The 19,982-nt window shown below is 59.3% G+C and carries 18 protein-coding genes and 1 other RNA gene; 5 read left to right on the plus strand and 14 right to left on the minus strand.

Annotated features, from left to right (window positions below; all coding sequences use genetic code 11):
• Positions 1-49: 49 nt before the first annotated feature.
• The 9 genes from fliE to ACZZ0Q_RS15435 form a co-directional block, all read right to left on the minus strand.
• On the minus strand, positions 50-379 hold the full coding sequence (gene fliE / locus ACZZ0Q_RS15395; RefSeq protein ID WP_122496946.1) for a flagellar hook-basal body complex protein FliE: 330 nt from the start codon (positions 377-379) through the stop codon (positions 50-52).
• A 455-nt stretch (positions 380-834) separates the two neighbouring features.
• Positions 835-1,983, minus strand: coding sequence for an acyl-CoA dehydrogenase family protein (locus ACZZ0Q_RS15400; RefSeq protein ID WP_463541708.1), 1,149 nt, complete (start codon positions 1,981-1,983; stop codon positions 835-837).
• Between the two features lie 141 nt (positions 1,984-2,124).
• On the minus strand, positions 2,125-4,629 hold the full coding sequence (locus ACZZ0Q_RS15405; protein ID WP_463541707.1) for a TonB-dependent siderophore receptor: 2,505 nt from the start codon (positions 4,627-4,629) through the stop codon (positions 2,125-2,127).
• A gap of 111 nt (positions 4,630-4,740) precedes the next feature.
• Positions 4,741-5,694 (minus strand): FecR domain-containing protein, encoded by a 954-nt coding sequence (locus tag ACZZ0Q_RS15410; RefSeq protein WP_463541706.1) that lies wholly within the window; start codon positions 5,692-5,694, stop codon positions 4,741-4,743.
• Complete coding sequence (locus ACZZ0Q_RS15415) at positions 5,691-6,200, minus strand: sigma-70 family RNA polymerase sigma factor (protein WP_463541705.1); 510 nt, start codon at positions 6,198-6,200, stop codon at positions 5,691-5,693. Before ACZZ0Q_RS15415 ends, ACZZ0Q_RS15410 begins: the two co-directional genes overlap by 4 nt.
• Positions 6,201-6,287: 87 nt before the next feature.
• Positions 6,288-6,887: a recombination mediator RecR gene (gene recR, locus ACZZ0Q_RS15420; RefSeq protein ID WP_463541704.1), complete on the minus strand. Its 600-nt coding sequence runs from the start codon at positions 6,885-6,887 to the stop codon at positions 6,288-6,290.
• Between the two features lie 227 nt (positions 6,888-7,114).
• The gene (locus tag ACZZ0Q_RS15425; protein WP_122451450.1) at positions 7,115-7,441 is read right to left on the minus strand and encodes a YbaB/EbfC family nucleoid-associated protein; all 327 of its coding nucleotides are present in this window, start codon (positions 7,439-7,441) and stop codon (positions 7,115-7,117) included.
• Positions 7,442-7,468: 27 nt separating this feature from the next.
• On the minus strand, positions 7,469-9,523 hold the full coding sequence (dnaX, locus tag ACZZ0Q_RS15430; protein WP_463541703.1) for a DNA polymerase III subunit gamma/tau: 2,055 nt from the start codon (positions 9,521-9,523) through the stop codon (positions 7,469-7,471).
• Positions 9,524-9,720: 197 nt separating this feature from the next.
• The gene (locus tag ACZZ0Q_RS15435; RefSeq protein ID WP_463541702.1) at positions 9,721-10,266 is read right to left on the minus strand and encodes a WG repeat-containing protein; all 546 of its coding nucleotides are present in this window, start codon (positions 10,264-10,266) and stop codon (positions 9,721-9,723) included.
• Between the two features lie 114 nt (positions 10,267-10,380).
• On the opposite strand from ACZZ0Q_RS15435, the gene ACZZ0Q_RS15440 reads away from it, so the two are divergent.
• Complete coding sequence (locus ACZZ0Q_RS15440; RefSeq protein ID WP_463541701.1) at positions 10,381-11,775, plus strand: DUF1254 domain-containing protein; 1,395 nt, start codon at positions 10,381-10,383, stop codon at positions 11,773-11,775.
• 308 nt (positions 11,776-12,083) lie between these two features.
• Positions 12,084-13,367 carry an arsenic transporter gene (locus ACZZ0Q_RS15445; protein WP_463541700.1) on the plus strand — a complete coding sequence of 428 codons (1,284 nt, stop codon included), beginning with the start codon at positions 12,084-12,086 and terminating at the stop codon, positions 13,365-13,367.
• A gap of 17 nt (positions 13,368-13,384) precedes the next feature.
• Here ACZZ0Q_RS15445 and ACZZ0Q_RS15450 read toward each other — a convergent pair whose 3' ends face one another.
• Together ACZZ0Q_RS15450 and ffs are read right to left on the minus strand one after the other, a co-directional pair.
• Positions 13,385-14,077, minus strand: coding sequence for an endonuclease (locus ACZZ0Q_RS15450; protein ID WP_463541699.1), 693 nt, complete (start codon positions 14,075-14,077; stop codon positions 13,385-13,387).
• 229 nt (positions 14,078-14,306) lie between these two features.
• Positions 14,307-14,403: signal recognition particle sRNA small type (gene ffs, locus ACZZ0Q_RS15455), an RNA gene on the minus strand.
• Positions 14,404-14,642: 239 nt separating this feature from the next.
• Between ffs and ACZZ0Q_RS15460 the strand changes: the two genes are divergently transcribed.
• Both ACZZ0Q_RS15460 and ACZZ0Q_RS15465 read left to right on the plus strand, forming a co-directional pair.
• Entirely contained in the window at positions 14,643-15,113 is a 471-nt protein-coding gene (locus ACZZ0Q_RS15460; RefSeq protein ID WP_463541698.1) for an endonuclease VII domain-containing protein, read from the plus strand.
• Positions 15,114-15,259: 146 nt separating this feature from the next.
• The gene (locus ACZZ0Q_RS15465) at positions 15,260-15,862 is read left to right on the plus strand and encodes a hypothetical protein (RefSeq protein ID WP_463560728.1); all 603 of its coding nucleotides are present in this window, start codon (positions 15,260-15,262) and stop codon (positions 15,860-15,862) included.
• A gap of 66 nt (positions 15,863-15,928) precedes the next feature.
• Here ACZZ0Q_RS15465 and ACZZ0Q_RS15470 read toward each other — a convergent pair whose 3' ends face one another.
• Both ACZZ0Q_RS15470 and ACZZ0Q_RS15475 read right to left on the minus strand, forming a co-directional pair.
• The gene (locus ACZZ0Q_RS15470) at positions 15,929-16,669 is read right to left on the minus strand and encodes a toll/interleukin-1 receptor domain-containing protein (RefSeq protein WP_463541696.1); all 741 of its coding nucleotides are present in this window, start codon (positions 16,667-16,669) and stop codon (positions 15,929-15,931) included.
• A gap of 8 nt (positions 16,670-16,677) precedes the next feature.
• Positions 16,678-16,926, minus strand: coding sequence for a hypothetical protein (locus ACZZ0Q_RS15475; protein WP_463541695.1), 249 nt, complete (start codon positions 16,924-16,926; stop codon positions 16,678-16,680).
• Positions 16,927-18,444: 1,518 nt separating this feature from the next.
• Here ACZZ0Q_RS15475 and ACZZ0Q_RS15480 point away from each other — a divergent pair.
• Positions 18,445-19,134 carry an ImmA/IrrE family metallo-endopeptidase gene (locus ACZZ0Q_RS15480; protein ID WP_463541694.1) on the plus strand — a complete coding sequence of 230 codons (690 nt, stop codon included), beginning with the start codon at positions 18,445-18,447 and terminating at the stop codon, positions 19,132-19,134.
• Here ACZZ0Q_RS15480 and ACZZ0Q_RS15485 read toward each other — a convergent pair.
• Positions 19,131-19,982 (minus strand): AbiJ-NTD4 domain-containing protein, encoded by an 852-nt coding sequence (locus ACZZ0Q_RS15485; RefSeq protein WP_463560730.1) that lies wholly within the window; start codon positions 19,980-19,982, stop codon positions 19,131-19,133. The genes ACZZ0Q_RS15480 and ACZZ0Q_RS15485 overlap by 4 nt on opposite strands.

The raw sequence follows: 19,982 nt of genomic DNA on the forward strand, positions 1-19,982 counted from the left end.
GCTGCTTAACCCGTTGCGGGCCCTGAGTTTGCTGGATAACGCCAACCACTCAGACGGGCATTTGCATGATGTCTTGGTACGCCTGAACCAGCTTGTTGCGCACCTGCGTAATGGCCTGGAAGGACACGCCGGCCTTCTGCGAGGCGATCATCACGTCAGTGATATCCACGCCGCTCTTGCCGATTTCAAAGGCCTCGGCCAGTTGGCTAGAAGCTTGCTGGGTTTCGTTCACCTTGTTGACGGCTTGGCCGAGCATGTCCGAAAAGCTCGGCGCCCCGACTTCTGCCGGTGCTGCCGCGACTTTAGGACGGGCCATGGCCTCCATTTGCATGGAGCGCATTTCCAACATTAGGCGATTGAACTCGACACCCTGACTCATGACGCTTCTCCGGTGACCGCAGGTTTTTTGACGCAATGCGGTAGGTAACCGGGTGAGTGCAACAAGAGTGCCAAAAGAGGAAACGGACTACAGGGTTTGGGGAATAGAGATGGTTTTGTTGGTGAAAACCACCCTGCCCTGTGGGAGCGGCTTTAGCCGCGATGCTCTTGGTTTCTGGCCGTAAGTGGGGCGGTGGGCCAAAGGCGAAGCCCGACAGTGCGGGGTGGGTGTGATTAACGACCGAAGATTAGTCCGAAACTCTGGATCCCCGCGTTCGCGAGGATGACGGTGGGCTTAAGAAAAACTCCTTCATTCCTGCGAAGGCGGCCCTCCACAAGGATGACGGTGAGCTTAAGGAAAACTCCGTCATCCTCGCGAATGCGGCGGTCCGACGATTCGGGATCCAGAATTTCAAGCCAAGCGCAAAAGCTGAACCCAGCGCTCTAGCCCCACCCCTAAATCCCCATCTGCTTACTAATAATCTCGTTCATCACCTCCCGCGTCCCTCCCCCAATAGAAAGGATGCGGTTATCGCGATACAGCCGCTCCACCAGGCTCTCGCGCATAAAGCCCATGCCACCGGCCACCTGCACCGCGTCATAAACGATGCGGTCGGCAACATCAGTGGCGAAGTTCTTGGCCATGGAAATTTCCTTAATCACCGACTTGCCCGCCGCCATCTTCGCCGCCTGGCGGTAGGTGAACTCTCGGGACACTTCCAGCTGCGTGGCCATTTCCGCCAGACGGTGTTTCAACACTTGGAATTTGCCGATGGGTTTGCCAAACGCCTCGCGCTGCCGCGCCCAGCTCAGGGATTCTTCCAAGGCCAGCTCGGCGGTCATGTTGGCCATGATCGCCAGCGCCAGTCGCTCCGACTGGAAGTTGGCCATGATGCCGGCAAAGCCCATGTTCTCGGCGCCGATCAGGTTGCCCACCGGCACTTTGCAGTCGTCGAAAAACAGCTCGGCGGTGTCGGACGCCCACCAGCCCATTTTTTTCAGCTGCCGGCCCACGGTGAAGCCGGGCGTGCCCTTCTCCACCATCAGCAGACTGACGCCACCAAAGCCTTCGCCGCCGGTGCGCACGGCCACGGTGTAGTAGTCGGCGCGTACGCCGCTGGTGATAAAGGTTTTGCTGCCCGTCACGCGGTAAAAATCACCGTCGCGCACGGCGCGGGTTTTCAGGCTGGCCACATCGGAGCCGCCGCTGGGCTCGGTAACGGCCAGCGCACAGATTTTTTCGCCGCTGAGCACTTGCGGCACCACCCGGTCGCGCACTTCCGGGCGGGCCCATTTGAGAATTGGCGGCAGGCCGATATCCAGCGAGCCCAGGCCGGCGACCAGGCCACCGGAGCCGCAACGCATCAATTCCTCGCTGGCCGCGACCTTGGCGAACAAGTCGCCTTCATGGCTGCCGCCGAACTGTTCCGGGTAACCAATCCCCAAAATGCCCGCAGCCCCAGCTTTCAGGTACAGCTCGCGAGGAAAGCTTTCCGCCTCTTCCCAGTCCGCTACATGAGGAAGGATTTCGCGCTCAACGAACCGGCGTACCGAGTCGCGAACCAGTTGGTGCGAGTCGTCGAAGTATTCTTGAAAGGCAGACATGGCGAGCTCTCGGAAAGGTTTGGCCGACCTTACCGAGCGCTTGCTTGGTTTTCAACACGGATCTGGCGGCAGTTCGGCCAAAGTCGAGATCGTGGTTCGCCATTGGGTTGAGCCGCAGGCGAAGCCCAACAGCTGGATCAGTCAAAACTTCTGAATAACCGTCGCCATCACGTTGCGTTCTTCGCCGTAGTAGCAAAAGTTGAGGTTGCCGCAGGAAGCCACGTATTTCTCGTCGGTGAGGTTGTTGGCGTTAACGCGCACAGACGTGCCCTTCAACCCCACTTCGGAAAGGTCATAGCTGACGGAAGCGTCATACAGCGTGTACGACGGCACATAAACGGTGTTCTCCGCATCCGCCCAGCTTTTGCCGACGTAGCGCACGCCAGCGCCCACGCCCAAGCCGGCAAGCCCGGTGCCGTCAAAGCGGTAATCGGCCCACAGGCTCGCCATATGTTTTGGCGTTTGCGACGGCGTGTTGCCCTTCACGTCGCTCTCGACGCCGAGGCTGTCAAAGCTGAAGTAGCTCTTGGCGTACTCGACCTTGGTGTAGGTGTAACTGCCGAGCAACCGCAGGCTGTCGGTAATGTGCAGACGCCCTTCCAGCTCGACGCCTTTGGATTCCACTTCGCCGGCATTGCGGTAGAAGTTCTCGTTGGCCAGCTTGGTCGCCACGTTTTCTTGGCGAATGTCGAACAACGACAGCGTGTACAGATCGTCGGTGTCGGTCGGCTGGTATTTCAGCCCCACTTCCCACTGTTTGCCTTCCGACGGCTCGATCAGGCTGCCGGCCGCGTCGCTGTAGGTAGACGGATTGAACGACTCGGAATAGCTGATATACGGCGCAATGCCGTTATCGAACTGGTACAGCACGCCCGCGCGGCCGGTGACTTTGCTGTCGGTCAGCGAATTCTCGGTGCCGGCCGGACGGTTCACCAACCCGGTGCTGGCGCTGAATTCATCGACGCGGTTTTCTTCCGACACGTCGAACCAGTCCTTGCGCAGCCCCAGCGAGATATTCCAACGGTCGAGTTCGATCAGGTCCTGCACGTAAGCGCCAGTCTGCTCTTTGCGGCGCAGGTAGCTGTTGAGCTGGAAGTTGGGCGTGAAGGTGATGCTGTCGTCGCCGTATTGCGGGTCGAAGGCGTTCAGCGTGCTGGCCGTGCCGTAGGGCCAGTCGACGACGTTTTTGATCCGCTGGTAGTCCAGGCCGGTGACCACCGTGTGCTCGGCGGCGCCGGTGAAGAATTCGGCTTGCAGCATGTTGTCGACGATCCAGGAATGCAGCTTTTCATCCGCTGCCGAATACGGCCGGTACAGCTCATCGCCCGCCGCATAGCCATAGGCGTAAACCTGCTTCTGCTCCAAGTCGGAATCCAGGTAACGGAAGTTTTGCCGCACGCTCCATACGTCGTTGAAGCGGTGCTGCAACTCGTAGCCGAACATTTGTTGCTCGCGCTTGGCGGTGTCGTTGCCCGGTTCGCCCTCGAAAAACGAGGTGGAGATGCGCTTGCCGTTGCGTGTGTACAGCGTGCCCGAGGCCGGCAGACCGCCGTGGTAGCCGGCTTGCGGGTCGCTCTGCAAATAGGCGTAAACATTCAACGAGGTGTCTTCGCTGAAGTTGACCAGCAGGCTCGGCATCAGGGTGTAGCGGGTTTCTTCGGTGTAATCGAACTGGGTGTCGGTGTCTTTGGCAAAGCCCACCAGGCGATAGGCGATGTTCTCGGTCAGCGGCCCGGTGGTGTCAAAACCCAGCGCTTTGTAGTCGTGGCTGCCGGCTGAAAGTTGCACCTCATTGCTGGCCTCGAACTTGGGCCGCTTGGTGGTCAGCGCCACCAGGCCGCCGGGGTTGCTGCGGCCGTACAGCACGGAGGACGGGCCTTTGAGCACGTCGATGCGCTCGATGAAATAGGGGTCGACTTGCAGGCTGCTGTAGGTGCCGGCGTCACTCATCGACTTGAGGCCGTCGACGATGATGTTGTCGACCGAGCCGTCGTTGAAACCGCGCATGGCCACGTAGTCGTAGCGATGCGTCGCGCCGTAGGGGTTGGTCAATACGCCCGGCACATAACGGATGGCTTCGGAAACGGTTTGCGAACCCTGATCGTCCATTTGCTCGCGGGTCACCACCGACACCGATTGCGAGGTGTTGACCAACGCCTTACTGGTTTTGGTCGCCACGCTGCTGTGGGTGGCGTTGTAGCCTTCCATGCTGCCGAGGGCGTTGCCCAGGGCGAAGGCCTTGACCGACGCCGCAGGCAATTCCACCGCGGCCCCGCTATCGCCGCCGCTCAAGCTGTAGCCGCCCTGGCCATCGCCAATTGCGCGCAAACCGCTGCCGGCGAGCAAACGGTTAAAGCCTTCGTTAACGCTGACGCTGCCTTGCAAGCCCGGCGTAGTTTTACCTTCGGTCAAGCGGCCATCCACCGACAGCAACACGCCCGCCTCGGCGGCGAAACGGCTCAGTGCTGAGGACAGCGGCCCGGCCGGAATCTGGTAACTGCGTACGGTTTGCTCGCTGGCCGGCGCTTCGGCGGCCTGGACCACAAGCGGCGCCAAGACGGTCATGGGAAGTGCAAGCAGCGCCAGGCGCACAGCCGGGCGCAGGCGGCGGGTGGTGACAGCTAACGCGAAGGTATTGGAAGCCATGGACTGTTCCGTTTGGTGGGTGGCTGCACGCGTTGCGCATGCCCTACGCACCTGAAGCCAAGCGAACGGCAAAAAGGGGAACCGCCAGGTGAAAATAATTTTCGCGCCGCCTTAGGCGGGCTCAACCGTGGTCCACCAAGGCGTGCGTTGGCGAATGCGCACCGGCAGGCTGGTTTGCAAGGCGGCGAAAATCTTTGCGCGGTCGGCCAAGGGATACGCGCCCACCAGGCGTAAATCGGCAATACGCGGATCGCAGCCCAGATACCCCGGCGTGTACTCGGCCAGTTCGGAAATGAAATCGCCCAGGCGCATGTTGTCGGCCAGCAGCACGCCCTTGCTCCAGGCTTGGCGCCCGGCCTCGGCGAGCTGCACCGCGCCATCGCCTGAAGCGGCGAAACGCAGCTGTTGGCCGGCGTCGATAACCCGGATGGCGCCACCTGCTGCTGGCGTAATTTCTACTGCGCCGTTGAACACGCTGAGCTGGGTGATGCCCTCGCCCTGACGCACGCTGAAGCGCGTACCGAGCGCCCGCAGACGGCCTTGCAGCGTATCGACCACCAGCGGGCGTAAGCCGTCGTGGGCGCTTTCGAGCAACAGCTCGCCACGGAACAACCGCACGCGACGCAGGCTGGGGCTGTAGTCGATGTCGGCGGCGCTGTTGCTGTTCAGCCACAGTTGCGTGCCGTCGGCCAGGCGCGTTTCGCGCACTTCGCCAACCGCCGTACGTTCGCTTGCCACCCACGCTTGCAAGGTGCTGCGGCGAACGGTGGCCAGGCCTAACACGCCACCACCGCAGAGCAGCGCCAGCATGCCAATCGCCCGGCGCCTGCTCTGGCCGGCGACGCTTAGCGCCTGCCCGGCCGCGCGGCGGCGCTCGCTGGGCAGGCGCTCGAATTGACCGCTAATGGCTTCTACCCGCTGCCACGCGGCGGCGTGGTCCGGGCTGGCCGCCAGCCACAAGCGCCACGCTTGGCGTTGATGCTCGCTGACGCCACCGTCACTCAAGGCGGCAAACCAGTCGGCGGCCTGTTGTAGCACTGCATAGTCGAGCGTGGACGAGGTCATGCGCCCTGCTCCAACATCAGGCAATGCAACATCGCCTGCGCCATGTACTTCTTTACCATGCGCTCGGACACCTGCAAGCGCGTGGCAATGGCGGCGTAGGTCAGGCCGTCCAGCTGAGACCAGAGGAACGCCTGGCGCACCTTGCTCGGCAAGCGCAGCAGCATGGCGTCGATGGCCAGCAAGGTTTGCATGATCAATTCGCGCTCCTCCGGCGAGGGCGCGTAGTGCTCGGGCTGGGCGGCCAGGGCGTCGAGATAGGCGCGCTCAAGGGCTTGGCGGCGCCAGAAGTTGACCAGCAGCGAATGGGCGATGGTCGACAAGTAAGCGCGCGGCTCGCGCAGCGTCGGCAGGTCGCTGTCTTTGCTGAGCACGCGCAGGAAGGTGTCTTGCGCCAGGTCCGCCGCATTCTCGGCGCAGCCCAAACGCTTGCGCAGCCAGCCGCTCAGCCAGCCGTGGTGCTCGCGGTAAAGCTGCTGCAGGGATTGCTCGGCGGCGTGTGACTGCACCTGAAGATCCATTGCCCAAGATTAATGCGCAAATGGTAATTCTTCTCAAGCGCGAATTGCTAGCTCTAGATGTGCCGAGCCGCAAAACTACAGATTGATCGGCCGCCGCCCCGCCAGCGCGTGCGCCAGGGTGCCGCCATCGACCAGCTCCAGCTCGCCGCCCAACGGCATGCCGTGGGCAATGCGCGAGGCGATCAGGCCTTTGTTGCTGAGCAATTGAGCGATGTAGTGAGCCGTGGCTTCGCCTTCAACCGTCGGGTTGGTGGCCAGAATCACCTCGGCGAAAGTGCCCGCCTCGATGCGAGCCAGCAGCTCGGGCACACCAATGGCTTCCGGGCCCAGGCCGTCGAGCGGCGAGAGGTGGCCCTTGAGCACGAAGTAGCGGCCACGAAAGCCCGTCTGCTCGACCGCGTTTACGTCCATCGGCCCTTCCACCACGCACAGCACGCTGTCGTCGCGACGCGGGTCTTGGCAGGTTTGGCAAATGGCATCTTCGCTCAGCGTTCGGCATTGTTGGCAATGGCCGACGCCCTCCATCGCCTGGGTCAACGCCTGCGCCAGGCGCAATGCGCCGCTGCGATCACGCTCCAACATCTGCAACGCCATGCGCTGCGCAGTCTTCTGCCCAACGCCGGGGAGAATGCGCAGGGAATCGATGAGTTGGCGGATCAGCGGGCTGAAGCTCATGGGTGGGAATCCAGAATGAACAATAACGGGACATAAAAACATCGCGGCTAAAGCCGCTCCTACAGGATCAGCGCTTTGTTGCGAGAGAGGCTTCAAGCATCCGGCGTGCTCAGGCGATGTACAGGGCAAGGCGCCGGTGAACGAGGCCCCGCAGTGGGCTCAAGCCCATGAGGACGCCGAGCTCACCGGCAACGCCGCCCTGTGCATCGCATGGGCGCGTCGAACAATTAGAAAGGCATTTTGAAGCCGGGGGGGAGCTGCATGCCGGCGGTCATGCCGCCCATTTTCTCCTGGCTGCTCTGCTCCACCTTACGCACCGCATCGTTAACGGCCGCAGCAATCAGGTCTTCGAGCACTTCCTTGTCTTCTTGCATCAGGCTGTCGTCGAGGGTGATGCGTTTGACGTCATGACGCCCGGTCATCACCACGCTCACCAGCCCAGCGCCGGCTTGGCCGGTCACTTCGGCGTTGGCCAGTTCTTCCTGCATCTTGGCCATCTTTTCTTGCATCTGCTGCGCCTGCTTCATCAGGCCGGCCATGCCACCTTTCATCATGGGAATCACCTCAGGTTAAGTAATGCTTCACGACGCCACGGGGGCGTCCACAGGCTCAATAGTGCCGTCGCGAATGGTCGCGGCGAATTGCTGAATCATTTCTTTGATCAGCGGATCGTCATGAATCGACGCCTCCGCCGAACGCTGCCGGTTGGCGCGCTTGCGAGCTGCGGCCTGGGCCGGGGTTTCCTGCTCGGGCGTGCGCAGCTCGATTTCCAGTTTGATCGGGCGCTTGTGATAGGCGTCCAGCGCCTCGTTCAAACGCCGCTGCTGAGTGGCATTAAAGAGTGCGCTTTGGCCGGGGTCCAGGTGCAGCGTCCAGGTGTCGCCGTCTACCGCCACCAGGCTGCAGTTGGCGGCAATGCTGCCGGTCAGGCCGGTAATGCCCAGACGCGGAAACAGCTCCAGCCACTCGGCAGCCAGACCCGTGGCCGGTTTGGCGGCAGGCAATGGCGCCAGTTCCGCCGGGGCTGGGGCATCAATGCCCATGGAATCCAGCGCATCGAGGTAGGCGTCGGTTTCGCCTTCGGCAATGTAGTAATCGTCGTCGCCGGGTGGCGGCTCGTCGTCATCGTCGTCGCTGACATCGACCGGCGTGTTGATGACCACGGCGGCTTCGGTTTGCACGGCAACTGGCGCAGGCGTAGGCAGCAATGGCGCCGGCGCGACGTCGGCTGGCACGTTGATCAATTCGGGAACCGGCACCGCAGCCACGACGGCAGGCTTCTGCTCTTCCCACGGCAAATCGATAGGGGCAGCGGCGACAGGTTCGGGCTGCGCTTGCGGCTCTGGCTCTGGCTCTGGCTGAGGCTCGACCACGGCCGCGACGGGCTCAGGCTCAGGGATCGGCGCTGGCGGCGGCGCGGCCGGTTCAGGCGCTGCAATAGGAGTAACCGGCGCGGCCATAGCTGCGCCGGCCACTGGTTGAGGTCGGGGATCAGCAGTGGCCTGGCTAATCCCGAGTGGCTTTAGCGCCACCCTCGGCACATCGCCCGTATCCGCCGGGCGGAACGCCAACATGCGCAGCAGCACCATTTCAAAGCCACCGCGCGGGTCCGGCGCCAGCGGCAAATCGCGGCGGCCGATCAGGCCCATCTGGTAATAGAACTGCACGTCTTCGGCGGGCAATGCCTGGGCCAGCGCCAGCACGCGATCGCGGTCGCCCTGGCCGTTGTCCACCGCTTCGGGCAAGGCCTGGGCGATGGCGACGCGGTGCAACACGTTAAGAATTTCTGCCAGCACGCCGGCCCAGTCCGGGCCCTGCTCGGCCAGGTGGCGAATGGCTTCGATCAGCGCACGCGCATCGCCTTCCAGCAGCGCGTGCAACACGCCGTATACCTGGCCGTGGTCCAGCGTGCCGAGCATGGCGCGTACGTCGGCGGCCAATACTTTGCCCTCGCCAAAGGCGATGGCCTGGTCGGTGAGGCTCATGGCGTCGCGCATCGAACCATCGGCGGCGCGGCCCAGCAACCACAGGGCATCGTCTTCAAATGGCACCTGTTCCACGCCCAGAACGTGAGTCAAATGCTCCACCACACGCTCAGGCGGCATGTTCTTCAGCGAGAACTGCAGGCAGCGGGAAAGGATGGTGACGGGCAGCTTCTGCGGGTCGGTGGTGGCCAGCAGGAATTTAACGTGGGGTGGCGGCTCTTCGAGGGTTTTAAGCAAGGCGTTGAACGAGTGCGACGACAGCATGTGCACTTCGTCGATCAGGTAAACCTTGAAGCGACCACGGCTGGGCGCGTATTGCACGTTGTCGAGCAGCTCGCGGGTGTCTTCCACCTTGGTGCGGCTGGCGGCGTCGACTTCAATCAGGTCGACAAAGCGGCCTTCATCAATCTCTTTACACACCGAACAGGTGCCACACGGCGTAGAGCTGATGCCGGTTTCGCAGTTCAAGCATTTAGCGATGATGCGCGCGATGGTGGTTTTGCCCACCCCGCGGGTGCCGGTGAACAGATAGGCGTGGTGCAGGCGCTGGCTGTCCAGCGCGTTGATCAGAGCCTTGAGCACATGGGTCTGGCCGACCATTTCGCGGAACGAGCGCGGACGCCATTTACGTGCAAGAACCTGATAACTCATCGAAAACCGTCGCAACTGGGGGGCAAGAAAAGTGGGGGTAATCCTAGCGGAGCACGGGGCAAATTGCATCCGACTTGGCGCACAGCCCGGCAGGCCGTGGCTTAACGCCTTGGTATGTCCTTTCTCGGTGGCAGCGAGGGGGCGGCCCAATCAAAAAAGCTTCGCGAGCACGCTCGCTCCTACAGGGACCGAGGGGCCTAACGCAACGGCTCCACCAACTTCCCGGTACGGTCAATTACGCCCCACTTCCCGCCGCCCATTGCCCAATGCCCATCGCCATCGGACGGGCCGCGGCTGCAGCCCTGGCACACCTGCGCGCGGCCTTGTTCGAATGGCGTGCCCCAGTCGTAGGTGGCTGCAATAACGGGGTTCAGGTTTACGTCGTAATAACCGACCTTGCCGTTGACCCAGGCGCGCACCAGCCCCTCTTCGAAATAGTCGGCGCCGTTGTCGAAGGTCAGCACATGCAGGAGCTTGGCCTGGCGGTTGATGTAGTACATGTCGCCGTCGATGGCCACGCTGGCAAGGCCGTTTTTGTCAAAGTCCATGCGTTTGAAATGCTCAGGCGCCAGTTCTACGGCAGTGCCGGTGCGCCGGGCGCAGTGTTCAAATGGGGTCAGGCCTTCGTCGCTATCGCCCGGCGAATAAAAGCACTGCAGCGGCCACTCGGCTGCCTGCGCGCCGCTGATAAAAAGCACAAACACCAGCGCCGAGCGCAAGAGTGCGGCGGGAATGCTAGACATATACACGGAACCCCCTCAACGGAACGCTGCTCTTTATCCCTGAAGCCAGGACGGTTCGACAATGGCAGTGCAGCGAATACGTGAAACCGCCCTCATCTGCTACAGGCGCCCTGCATGAAATCACTCGCGTTGCTTGCGCTGTACCTTGGCCTGTCGTTGGCCAATAGCGCCCAGGCCGAAGTAAAAGTTGAGCCATTGGAGGCCGAGGCCATCGCCAAAGACGCCTACATTTACGGCTACCCCATGCTGGAGATGTACGAGACGCTGTACATCCAGGCCGTGGACACCGAAAGCACCGCGTACCAGGCTCCGTTCAATCGGGTGTCGCACAACAGCGATGTCTACAACGGCAAAACCACGGCGGTGCAGTCACCCATTGCCGACACCCGCTATTCCTTCGCCTGGCTTGATCTGCGCGCCGAACCCATCGTCATGACCTTGCCGGCAGTGGACAGCAACCGCTATTTCTCGGTGCAACTGACCGATATTTTCACCCACAACTTTGCCTACCTCGGCAGCCGCACCACCGGCCGCAAAGGCGGACGCTACCTGATCGCCGGCCCCGAATGGCAAGGCGCGACACCGGCAGACGTTGACCAGGTAATCCGCAGCGAGAGCAGCATCGTTTACGCGCTCTACCGCACCCAACTGTTCGACCCCAGCGATATGGCCAAGATGCGCCGCGTGCAGCAGGGTTACACCCTGAAACCGCTGAGCAGCTTCCTCAAGCTGGAGGCCCGGCCCACGGCGCCAAGACTCGACTGGCCGGTGCCAAGCCCCGACACCACTGCCACGCCGACGGCCTTTCGGCTGATGGATTTTCTGCTGCGCTTCGCACCGCCGCACCCATCTGAAGTCGGCTTGCGTCGGCGCTTTGCCAATATCGGCATCGACAGCGACCAGCCGTTTATCGAAGACCGCCTGACGGCCACGCAGTACAAAGCGCTGCAAGCCGGCATCGACGCGGCGCGAGCCGAATTCGCCGCGTTTAAAAGTTCGGAAGTCGACACCGGGTTGATTCCCACCACCGAGCTGTTTGGCGACCGCGAGCATCTGGCCAACAACTACCTAGGCCGTTACGCCGGCGCCGCTGTTGCACCGTTTGCTGCCTCGGCCGACGAGGCGAATTTCATCGGCTACTTCAACGACGAATACCAGCAACCGCTTAACGGCCTGCGCAAGCGATACGCCCTGCACTTCGCCAAAGACCAATTGCCGCCCGTGGATGCGTTCTGGTCGCTGACGTTGTACGACGCCAACACCAAACTGCTGATCGACAACCGCTTGAACCGCTACCTGGTGAACTCGCGAATGCTCAACCGCCTGCAACGCGACCCTGATGGCGGCCTGACGCTGTACCTGCAACGCCTCACGCCGGGCATCGCGCTTGAAAGCAACTGGCTGCCCGTGCCGCCAGGCCCGTTCTACGGCGTACTGAGGTTGTACCAACCCCAACCCGAAGTGGCCAACGGCCAGTGGAAGCCACCGGTCATTACCGTGCAGCCCTAACTGCTGCGTAAAGACAGCAAGCCAAAACTCCAAATCGTCCGCCCGCCGCCTACGCAGAAATAACGAAAGTTCCCGACACAACCACCGTCATCCTCGCGAACGCGGGGATCCAGAATTCCGAACCGGACCACGCCTCCGAAAATCCCGCGCCACCCTGTAGGAGCGGCTTCAGCCGCGATGCCTTTTAGCGCGCCACCGCTCCCGAATCACGTCGACCACCCAGCCACCCCCGCCTCCCAAACAACGCCGCTTGCGAACCCGCACGAAATACGCTGATATCCCCCACCCGCCCCCGCCCGAGCCAAACCATGCTGACCGCTTTCCTCATCTTCGCCTTCACCATGCTGCTGGTTATCTGGCAACCCAAAGGCCTCGGCGTCGGTTGGTCGGCGTCGGTTGGCGCGCTGCTGGCGCTGGCGTTTGGCGTGGTCGGACTGCATGACATTCCCACGGTATGGGCGATTGTCTGGAATGCCACCGCCACCTTTATTGCCCTGATCGTGATCAGCCTGATTCTCGACGAGGCCGGTTTTTTCGAGTGGGCGGCGCTGCATGTGGCGCGTTGGGCGCGGGGCAATGGCCGGCGACTGTTTGCCTTTACCGTGCTGCTGGGGGCGGCGGTGTCGGGCCTGTTTGCCAACGACGGCGCGGCACTGATTCTGACCCCTATCGTTATTTCCCTGCTGCTGGCCCTGCGCTTCTCCCCGGCCGCGACCCTGGCATTTGTGATGGCAGCCGGCTTTATCGCCGATACCGCCAGCCTGCCGCTGGTGGTGTCGAACCTGGTGAACATCGTCTCGGCCGACTATTTCAAGCTCAGCTTCAACGACTACGCCGCCGTGATGGTGCCGGTGAACGTGGTCAGCGTCGCCGCCACGCTGGGCGTGCTGTACCTGTTTTTCCGCCGCGACATTCCGCTCAACTACGCCACCGAAGACCTCAAGCTGCCGGCCGATGCCATTCGCGACCGCCCGACCTTTGCCGTCGGCGTCGGCGTGCTGGTGGTGTTGCTGATCGGCTTGTTTGCGCTGGAACCGCTGGGCATTCCGGTGTGTGTAATTGCCGGTGTCTGCGCCGCCGCGCTGTACGCCGTGGCCGCCCATGGTCATGTGATTCCCACACGCCGCGTGCTGCGCGACGCACCGTGGCAAATCGTGGTGTTTTCGCTGGGTATGTATTTGGTGGTGTACGGCCTGAAAAACGCCGGCCTTACCGCCTACCTGACGCAACTGCTGAATTATTTCGCTGAGCATGGCGTGTGGGCTGCGGCCATGGGCACCGGCGTGACCACGGCGCTGCTGTCATCGGTCATGAATAACCTGCCCAGCGTGCTGATCGGCGCCTTGTCGATTCAAGACTCCGCCGCCGTTGGCGTGGTGCGCGAAGCGATGATTTACGCCAACGTCATCGGCTGCGACCTGGGCCCGAAAATCACCCCCATCGGCAGCCTGGCCACCTTGCTCTGGCTGCATGTGCTGGCGCGCAAAGGCATTCGCATTACCTGGGGTTATTACTTCAAGGTCGGCATCGTGCTGACCTTGCCGGTGCTGCTGATCACCCTCGCCGCCCTGGCCGTGCGCCTGGGCGGCTGACAGCGCTCAAGGCGTGTTCAGCGACACGCCTTGAGGTCGACCTTGCCGACATACGGATTGCCGCGCCCCATCACGCACGCCACCTTCTGATTGCGCGCCAATTCCCACGGCTTCACCGGGTACTGCTTATTCCACGCCGCATAAAGCTGCTTGTCCTGCTTGGACAAACGCAGGCCGTAACGCTGGCTCATATAAAAATACGTGCGCGCCACCATGCCGCGCACCTGCGGCCGGGGCATGGCCTTGCGCGCCTTGAAATCCACCACCATCGGGCAGGCGCCGTACTGCGTTGGTTTTTGCGGCAGCCAGCCGTAGCCGAAATTGCTGCGGTCGCCGTTCACCTCGCCAACGCTGGGCACCAAATTGTGCAAATCGGCCTCGGCCAGGCGATAGGTCTGGTCGGAGCGCGCACAGTTGGAACGTCCACCCTTCTGCCAACACTGGCGCTGATGCCCAATCACCCACGCCGGCACAATATGCTCCCACTCCACCCGCGAAGCCCGCTGGGCATTCTTGCGCGGCACGTACCCGCAGCTTTTCAAATCCACCTTGTTCCCGGAAAACCGACACCCGCAATAGAACTCAACCGGGTTGGAGGCATACAGCTTCCAACCGGCTTTCTTGGCTTCGGCAAACGTACGGGGCGCGGCGTGGGAAACATTCAGGGCGAGGGAAAACAGCAGGCACAACAGGAGCAAACAACGCGACATCGGGGCGTGTCCTTGGCAGCGAGGGAGAAAGCGAAAGACTGTATGCGCATACAGCTATTTCGTAATCTTCCTACAAAGCTGTAGGACCGTTCAATGGTGGCAGATTAGTTTCCGGGCGCTGGATAGCGAGACACGCACACGCGGGACGACAAAACGCGCGCCGGACAAAGCGTTTTTACAGGAGAGGGAAACAAGAGAGAAAAAAACCAGGACTTCAGAAGGAGGCAACCCCCACCAGCCACACCCCGGCACACAATGTTCCCGCTGTGGCTGCTTCCTTCCGGACCTGACCAGGTTAACGGGTAATCGTTGCGGGGGGACCGATGGGGGTCACCATAACGCGTGCCTACGGCGTTCTAGAGCCTTTCGAAGCCGAGGCTAGCGTCTTAATTCGGTTCTTCACCAACCACACGAAATTGAATTCGGCGCCATTGTAGGCTGACCACCAGGGAGGCCAGCAAGCCCTGTTTGTACCACCAACATGCCCCACTTTTGTACCACTTGAGGGACAACGCGTCGATTCGCTTGGTATAGAGCAGCGAACAAAACCCGACGAAGGAATCACATGGTTTACGCGATGCAGAACAAGCCCCAGGCGGAGATGACTGCCAGCCCCAGCAAGTACCCACAGGGCTACTTCAAGCCCAAGCCCTGCCGCGAGTGCAGCGCCACCTTCAGACCTCAAGCTCCATCTCACCTCGCCTGCAGTCAACAATGCGCAAACAGGATGCTTACTAGCCGCTACCTTCAACGCAACTACGGCATGACGCTGAAGCAGTACGAGGAGCTGCAACAGAAGCAGGGAAGCGTTTGTGCAATCTGCAAAGGTGAAGGCTTCATCATGGCGAGCCACCACAAGATGAAGCTGGTTGTAGACCACTGCCACGCTAGCGGTCTCGTCAGAGGCTTGCTCTGCCACAACTGCAATAGGGCGCTGGGCCTGCTTAAGGACTCAGATGCGGTGCTTCATCGCGCAATCAGCTACCTCAAGGAGACGACGGCGAGGCCCCCATTCCAGAAGGGTTTGGATAGCTGAGTCAGCGGGAGTAATGGACCGCCGGAATGCCATTGCTAGGACCTTTTCTTACGGCGTGCCCCTGCAGACACCTAAAGTAAAACTACCTCATGCATGTGGGTAGTATGCGGGCCAGCGACAAGTCGATATTTATTGGAGGGGGGATTATGGATGCAAAAGAGGCTCTGCAATTGGTACGCGATGAAGTGGTTAAGGCGCGAGATGTCTCGTGCGTTACATCCATCCCCCCAGATAACGTCCTAAAGCTACTCGATGCCGTTCGCAAACGAGTAGAGGGAGTAGAACCAATCGAAGCCTACAACCGGGAGTTCCACCGGTTGAATGCTGAGCACGAGCACTCCTCGAATCTAGAGTTGTTTCGATCGACAATTGCAGCTGGCCAAAACGCCTTGAAGGCAGCTTTTATTGTAAGCGGAGGGAGTGCAGCGGCACTGCTAGCATTCGCGGGATCGACATGGTCGGCGCTAAAACCGGAAGGATTAGCACTGCTGGCCTACGCGATGGTATTGCTTTCTTTCGCTCTTTTGCTCAGCACGGTTTCTGCGGGATTTAACTACCTGGCCCAGTCGTCGTATATGGATGGCCTGGGGAAGGACGATGACTGTGCCGAAGATAAGCGGGGCGACCGCTTTAATTTCATGTCCTGTGGGCTGGTCATCGTTGCATATTTGCTGATCTTCTCTGCATACGTGTGCGCTTTTTTCATGCTGCAAGAGTTCAACATCACTCCCGCAATTCTTATCAGGTAGAAACTGGCCAACCAGAGAGTGAGGACGCTGAAAAAGCCGTCCTCTTTGGCCTAGGGGCTTAAGGCGCTATTCCTCGTATGTCAAAACGGCGGCCGCAATCTTCTCCGCGATATCCGAAACAGAATCATGAAGAGTCGTAAAGCCAGCAAGGTCGGGAAGTATGCCGCTGTACTGCTTCACGTCCTCGAAGGTAACGCCATGCAGAACGGGGATGAGAGTGGATTTATTTAACAGGGCACCCAACTCACGCTCAGTCCAAAACCTTCCCGTCAAATATGCTGGAGTCAGTAGAGCGATACCGGTCCTCGCCTTCCTCAACCCCGCGTCCATTTGAAGAGACTGGCTACGCCCTGGAACGATGGCTACTTCGTCAAACCAGACAGCGACTCCAAGCTCCTCAAGGCGGTCCCGCAACTCATTTGCAACCTGAGCCCCATCAATACGGGCGTAGCTCAGAAAAGAGTCGTACTCACGAGGATCGGAGTGAGCAACCGCCTGGTGTACACGGTCCGCTAACTGCCGCTCTGCTGGGGTGTATTGCTGACTACTGTTGGCAGACCGCAAGGTCCGATTGAGGTCCGCAATAAGTTGTTTGTTGTGGGCATTTGCTCGACGGTTTTGGGCGTTAATCGCCGCATTATGCTGGGTGATGACTCTCTTGTTATGCGCTTCTACTTTCCTATTGTGAAGATCAACCTGCTGTTTGTTTTGACGATTTACACGATCAATTTCGCGGTTAACCTGTTGCACAGCTTTACGTTGCGCTTCACGCACCCGGCGCAAAATCTCGGATTGACTAATAGCCATAGGTCACCTCAGCGCTTTTTGTTTGACTGAGAGAGAGCGGAGGCTGCAAGTGCCTTGGTCGCTTCGCTATATTTCCCTGACTGGAGTACTTGTGAAGCCTTGGTCTCCATACTCGCGCCAGTCTCCTTAGAAGACCCGCTCTGAGAGAGGACGGAACCTGCCAGGCTTTTTGCGATAGCCGAAGCGTTGGGGTCGCGCAATGTGTCAGCAGCCTGTTTTGCGAGGGTTTCGGAGGTTTTTTTGCTGTTGTTGCTCATGGTACATCTCCTAAAAAAGGAAGGTGAACCAGCCTCCAAAAGTACTAGCCATTCAGCAGTGAGCCGTTGACGAAGTGGTCATGGTTTGGCTCAATGCGAACTCATTTAGGGGCCGGACTGAAAGCTGGTTTTGGTTTCTGATGAAGCGGGTGGGTACGTCTTCGGTCGCCACAACTTTCGGCGTACTCACTCGCAGCCTTTCCTTTCGGCAGCCTACCAATAGGCGCGCCACCTTGACCCGAAAACCCTACATCTAGTGTTTCGTCTTCGGTCTTTTCAAAAGATAAAGCGCCATTTCGCGCATTGCAAGGCGACTGTTACACACAGCCTGTGGATAAAGCTGTGGGTTACTTTGGGGTAATCAGGCCCGGCCCGCCTGGGCTCTAGCGCTTCGCCTTATCTACCACTCATCGCTACCACTGTAAAAATATCCACCAGACAGCAGTCGCAGTCGGCGTTTTATCGCAAACCACTACATATAGTGTTTAAAAGCGAGAGTTGGCATGCGCTGTGCAATTTGCCGCGCCTGAGATGTAAGCCGCACGAACTGGTCAGCAAGGGGCCAGTACCATGGGCGCAGGACTTGTTCTGTAGACCCTGCTGAATGAAGTTGGATGTACTGGTGAGCAGTTCGAGACCGCCGACGTCATAGCATATATGTGCTCTGACGCAGCCCACGTAACGGGGGCTGTTCGGCGAAGGCGAGACAGGGCTAACCCTCGCGGTAGTGCAGGTCTGCCGGATCTAATTCCTTCAAGGTGGTCTATTAACTCCGCATCCGGGGGAAGTAAATCCGGATCGTCAACCTCAACCTCAACCTCTGTTCCCTGCCCAAGACCGATCTGGAATTCGATCAGCATGACCGCTTGCAACTGTCGCCGTTCTACGACCGCGCTGTCGGCGGCATGAAGGAATTCGTGAGGTATACCCTGCGGATACGCGAGCGCGCCAAAGCTGGTCGACTAATACTCCGACCGATGGGGCACGGCAAAAGATGTGCCCAGAGGGTGGATCAACGGTCCATTTTATTTTGGAGCCGATAGACATGCGCATATAGGCCGGTGTGGAAAGCGAGCACACAACTGGCACCGCAGCGATACACCCATTAAGAATCTGAAGAGGCTTCAAATGCCCTAAAAGATGAATCACTCAACGGCCTGGCAGATGCAGAGACCAAATTCGAACTCTCGATCCTATCTCGCTGTCGCCAACCCCAGTAAATACGGGGCTTTCAACCCATCCTGCTGGCGTTCTGTGTACGCACACTGGGTACGCATTGCCGAGCCGCCGTGGACAGCCTATTCGGCTCTGCAATTTGCAGTCAACCCGTCGCTATCACCATCTTAAAAACTTCCCCTTATTCTGAGCCTCAAGCGCCGTTGCGCACGATTCGTCGGCCTACATTGCCACACCGATTACAGGCGCCCAACACCTGGTTAAAAAACAGCCAGAAAATCTTGACATCACTACATCATGTGCCAGTATTACACTCACAACACAACATGTAGGGAGAGCCCTATGAATCGCCTGGCCATTCAAGAAGAAGCACTCTGGATCCAGAACAAGATCTGGAAAGAGCGAGACATTCTGTGGCCAGACGAGCAACGCAATCACATACAGGTACTCCAGCCGTCAGCAGCGGCTTTGCTACTGGGCGCGACCTATCTAGAACTCCCAACCTTAGGGTCACCACTTTTCACGCCTGGCGGCCGCCGTTTTCAACCAGCCGGGATTCTGGACAGGCAAGCGCAACGTATAGCGGTTTCGACAGAGTTCGCCCCCCACGTCATGCGCTTCACTGGGGCTCACGAGATCGGGCACTGGATGCTCCACGACCAGACAATCATGCACCGCGACCTTCCGCTTGACGGCTCGCAAGCCGCCCACCATGACCCACTTGAGCAGGAAGCCAATTACTTCGCTGGTTGCTTTCTCCTTCCTGAGCGGCTGCTTCGCCATCTATTTGGGTTGCAATTTCAGGTCCGGGACCAACTGGCTTTTACCGATATTTGCGCATATCACCTCAATCCCGAGGATCCTGAGCAGCTTCTAAATGCCGGAGTTGATTCACTCGACCGGGAGTTGGCGCTTGCTCGCTGCACTCTCTATAACAGCCGCCACCTCGTATCCCTGTCGCATCAGTTCGGAGTGTCGAACATCGCCCTAGCTATACGTATCAAAGAACTGGGACTTTGTCGCTGGCCTTAGTCTCGAAGGCTATCAATAGCAAAATTCGTAAATGCAGAACAACAAATCAACATGAAACGTGCATCCGCGCTTGTGAACTTTTCCACGTCGTTCATTAGCGAATGGCGAATCCCATCTTCATCATTTGTATATCCATAAAGCGACGAAAAAGCACTCTTGAGACTAGGGTGCAACCCATGCTTTTTTTCCAAGACTTTTAGCGCGTGGCCCAGGGTGGCTGACGGATCTCCGGTTAAGTGTCGAGCTAGAGACTCCACCGCACTTATAGACTCCTTCATAGAGTTTCTATAATCCGGGCTTTGCCTATCGCTCAGCATCCTAAGAGCTGTTCCTAAGTGCTCACTTACTCCGGCATAACTAGCGCCTACCAAAAGCGCTTCTTCTATCTCAAGTATTTCTTGCGGCGAAGTGATGGCCGTCACTTGGCCTCCCACTATTCGAAATCCACTTCCTTCGACCTCTAGGGCTTTGTTAAGTCCATCGGCGAGACTAGCCTGATATCTTTCCGCGACAGTCTTCAACATAAACTCAATGAGACTATAAATTCTGTGCCATTCTAAAGTTGAGAAAAAATCTTGTCTTAAAGCCATATAAAAGTCATTCCACCTGGTTGGGATTTTGTCCACAGGGCGTTTGACAAAATCCGCATAATACCTAACGGCAAAATACTCTCTATTGGAGCCCCTTACATTTGGATATGTGCTCCCCGCCTTCTTAGCATATCCATTCAAATAATGAATGGTTAATTCATTCCAAATTGCAGTACGTAAGGCCTGATTCACCTCTTGCAACTGAATTTCGGGCCTGAGCGGAATAAAGCCCATCCGCTGAGAGAAATCACCTTCCAT

Source organism: Pseudomonas sp. AC070, assembly GCF_979258635.1.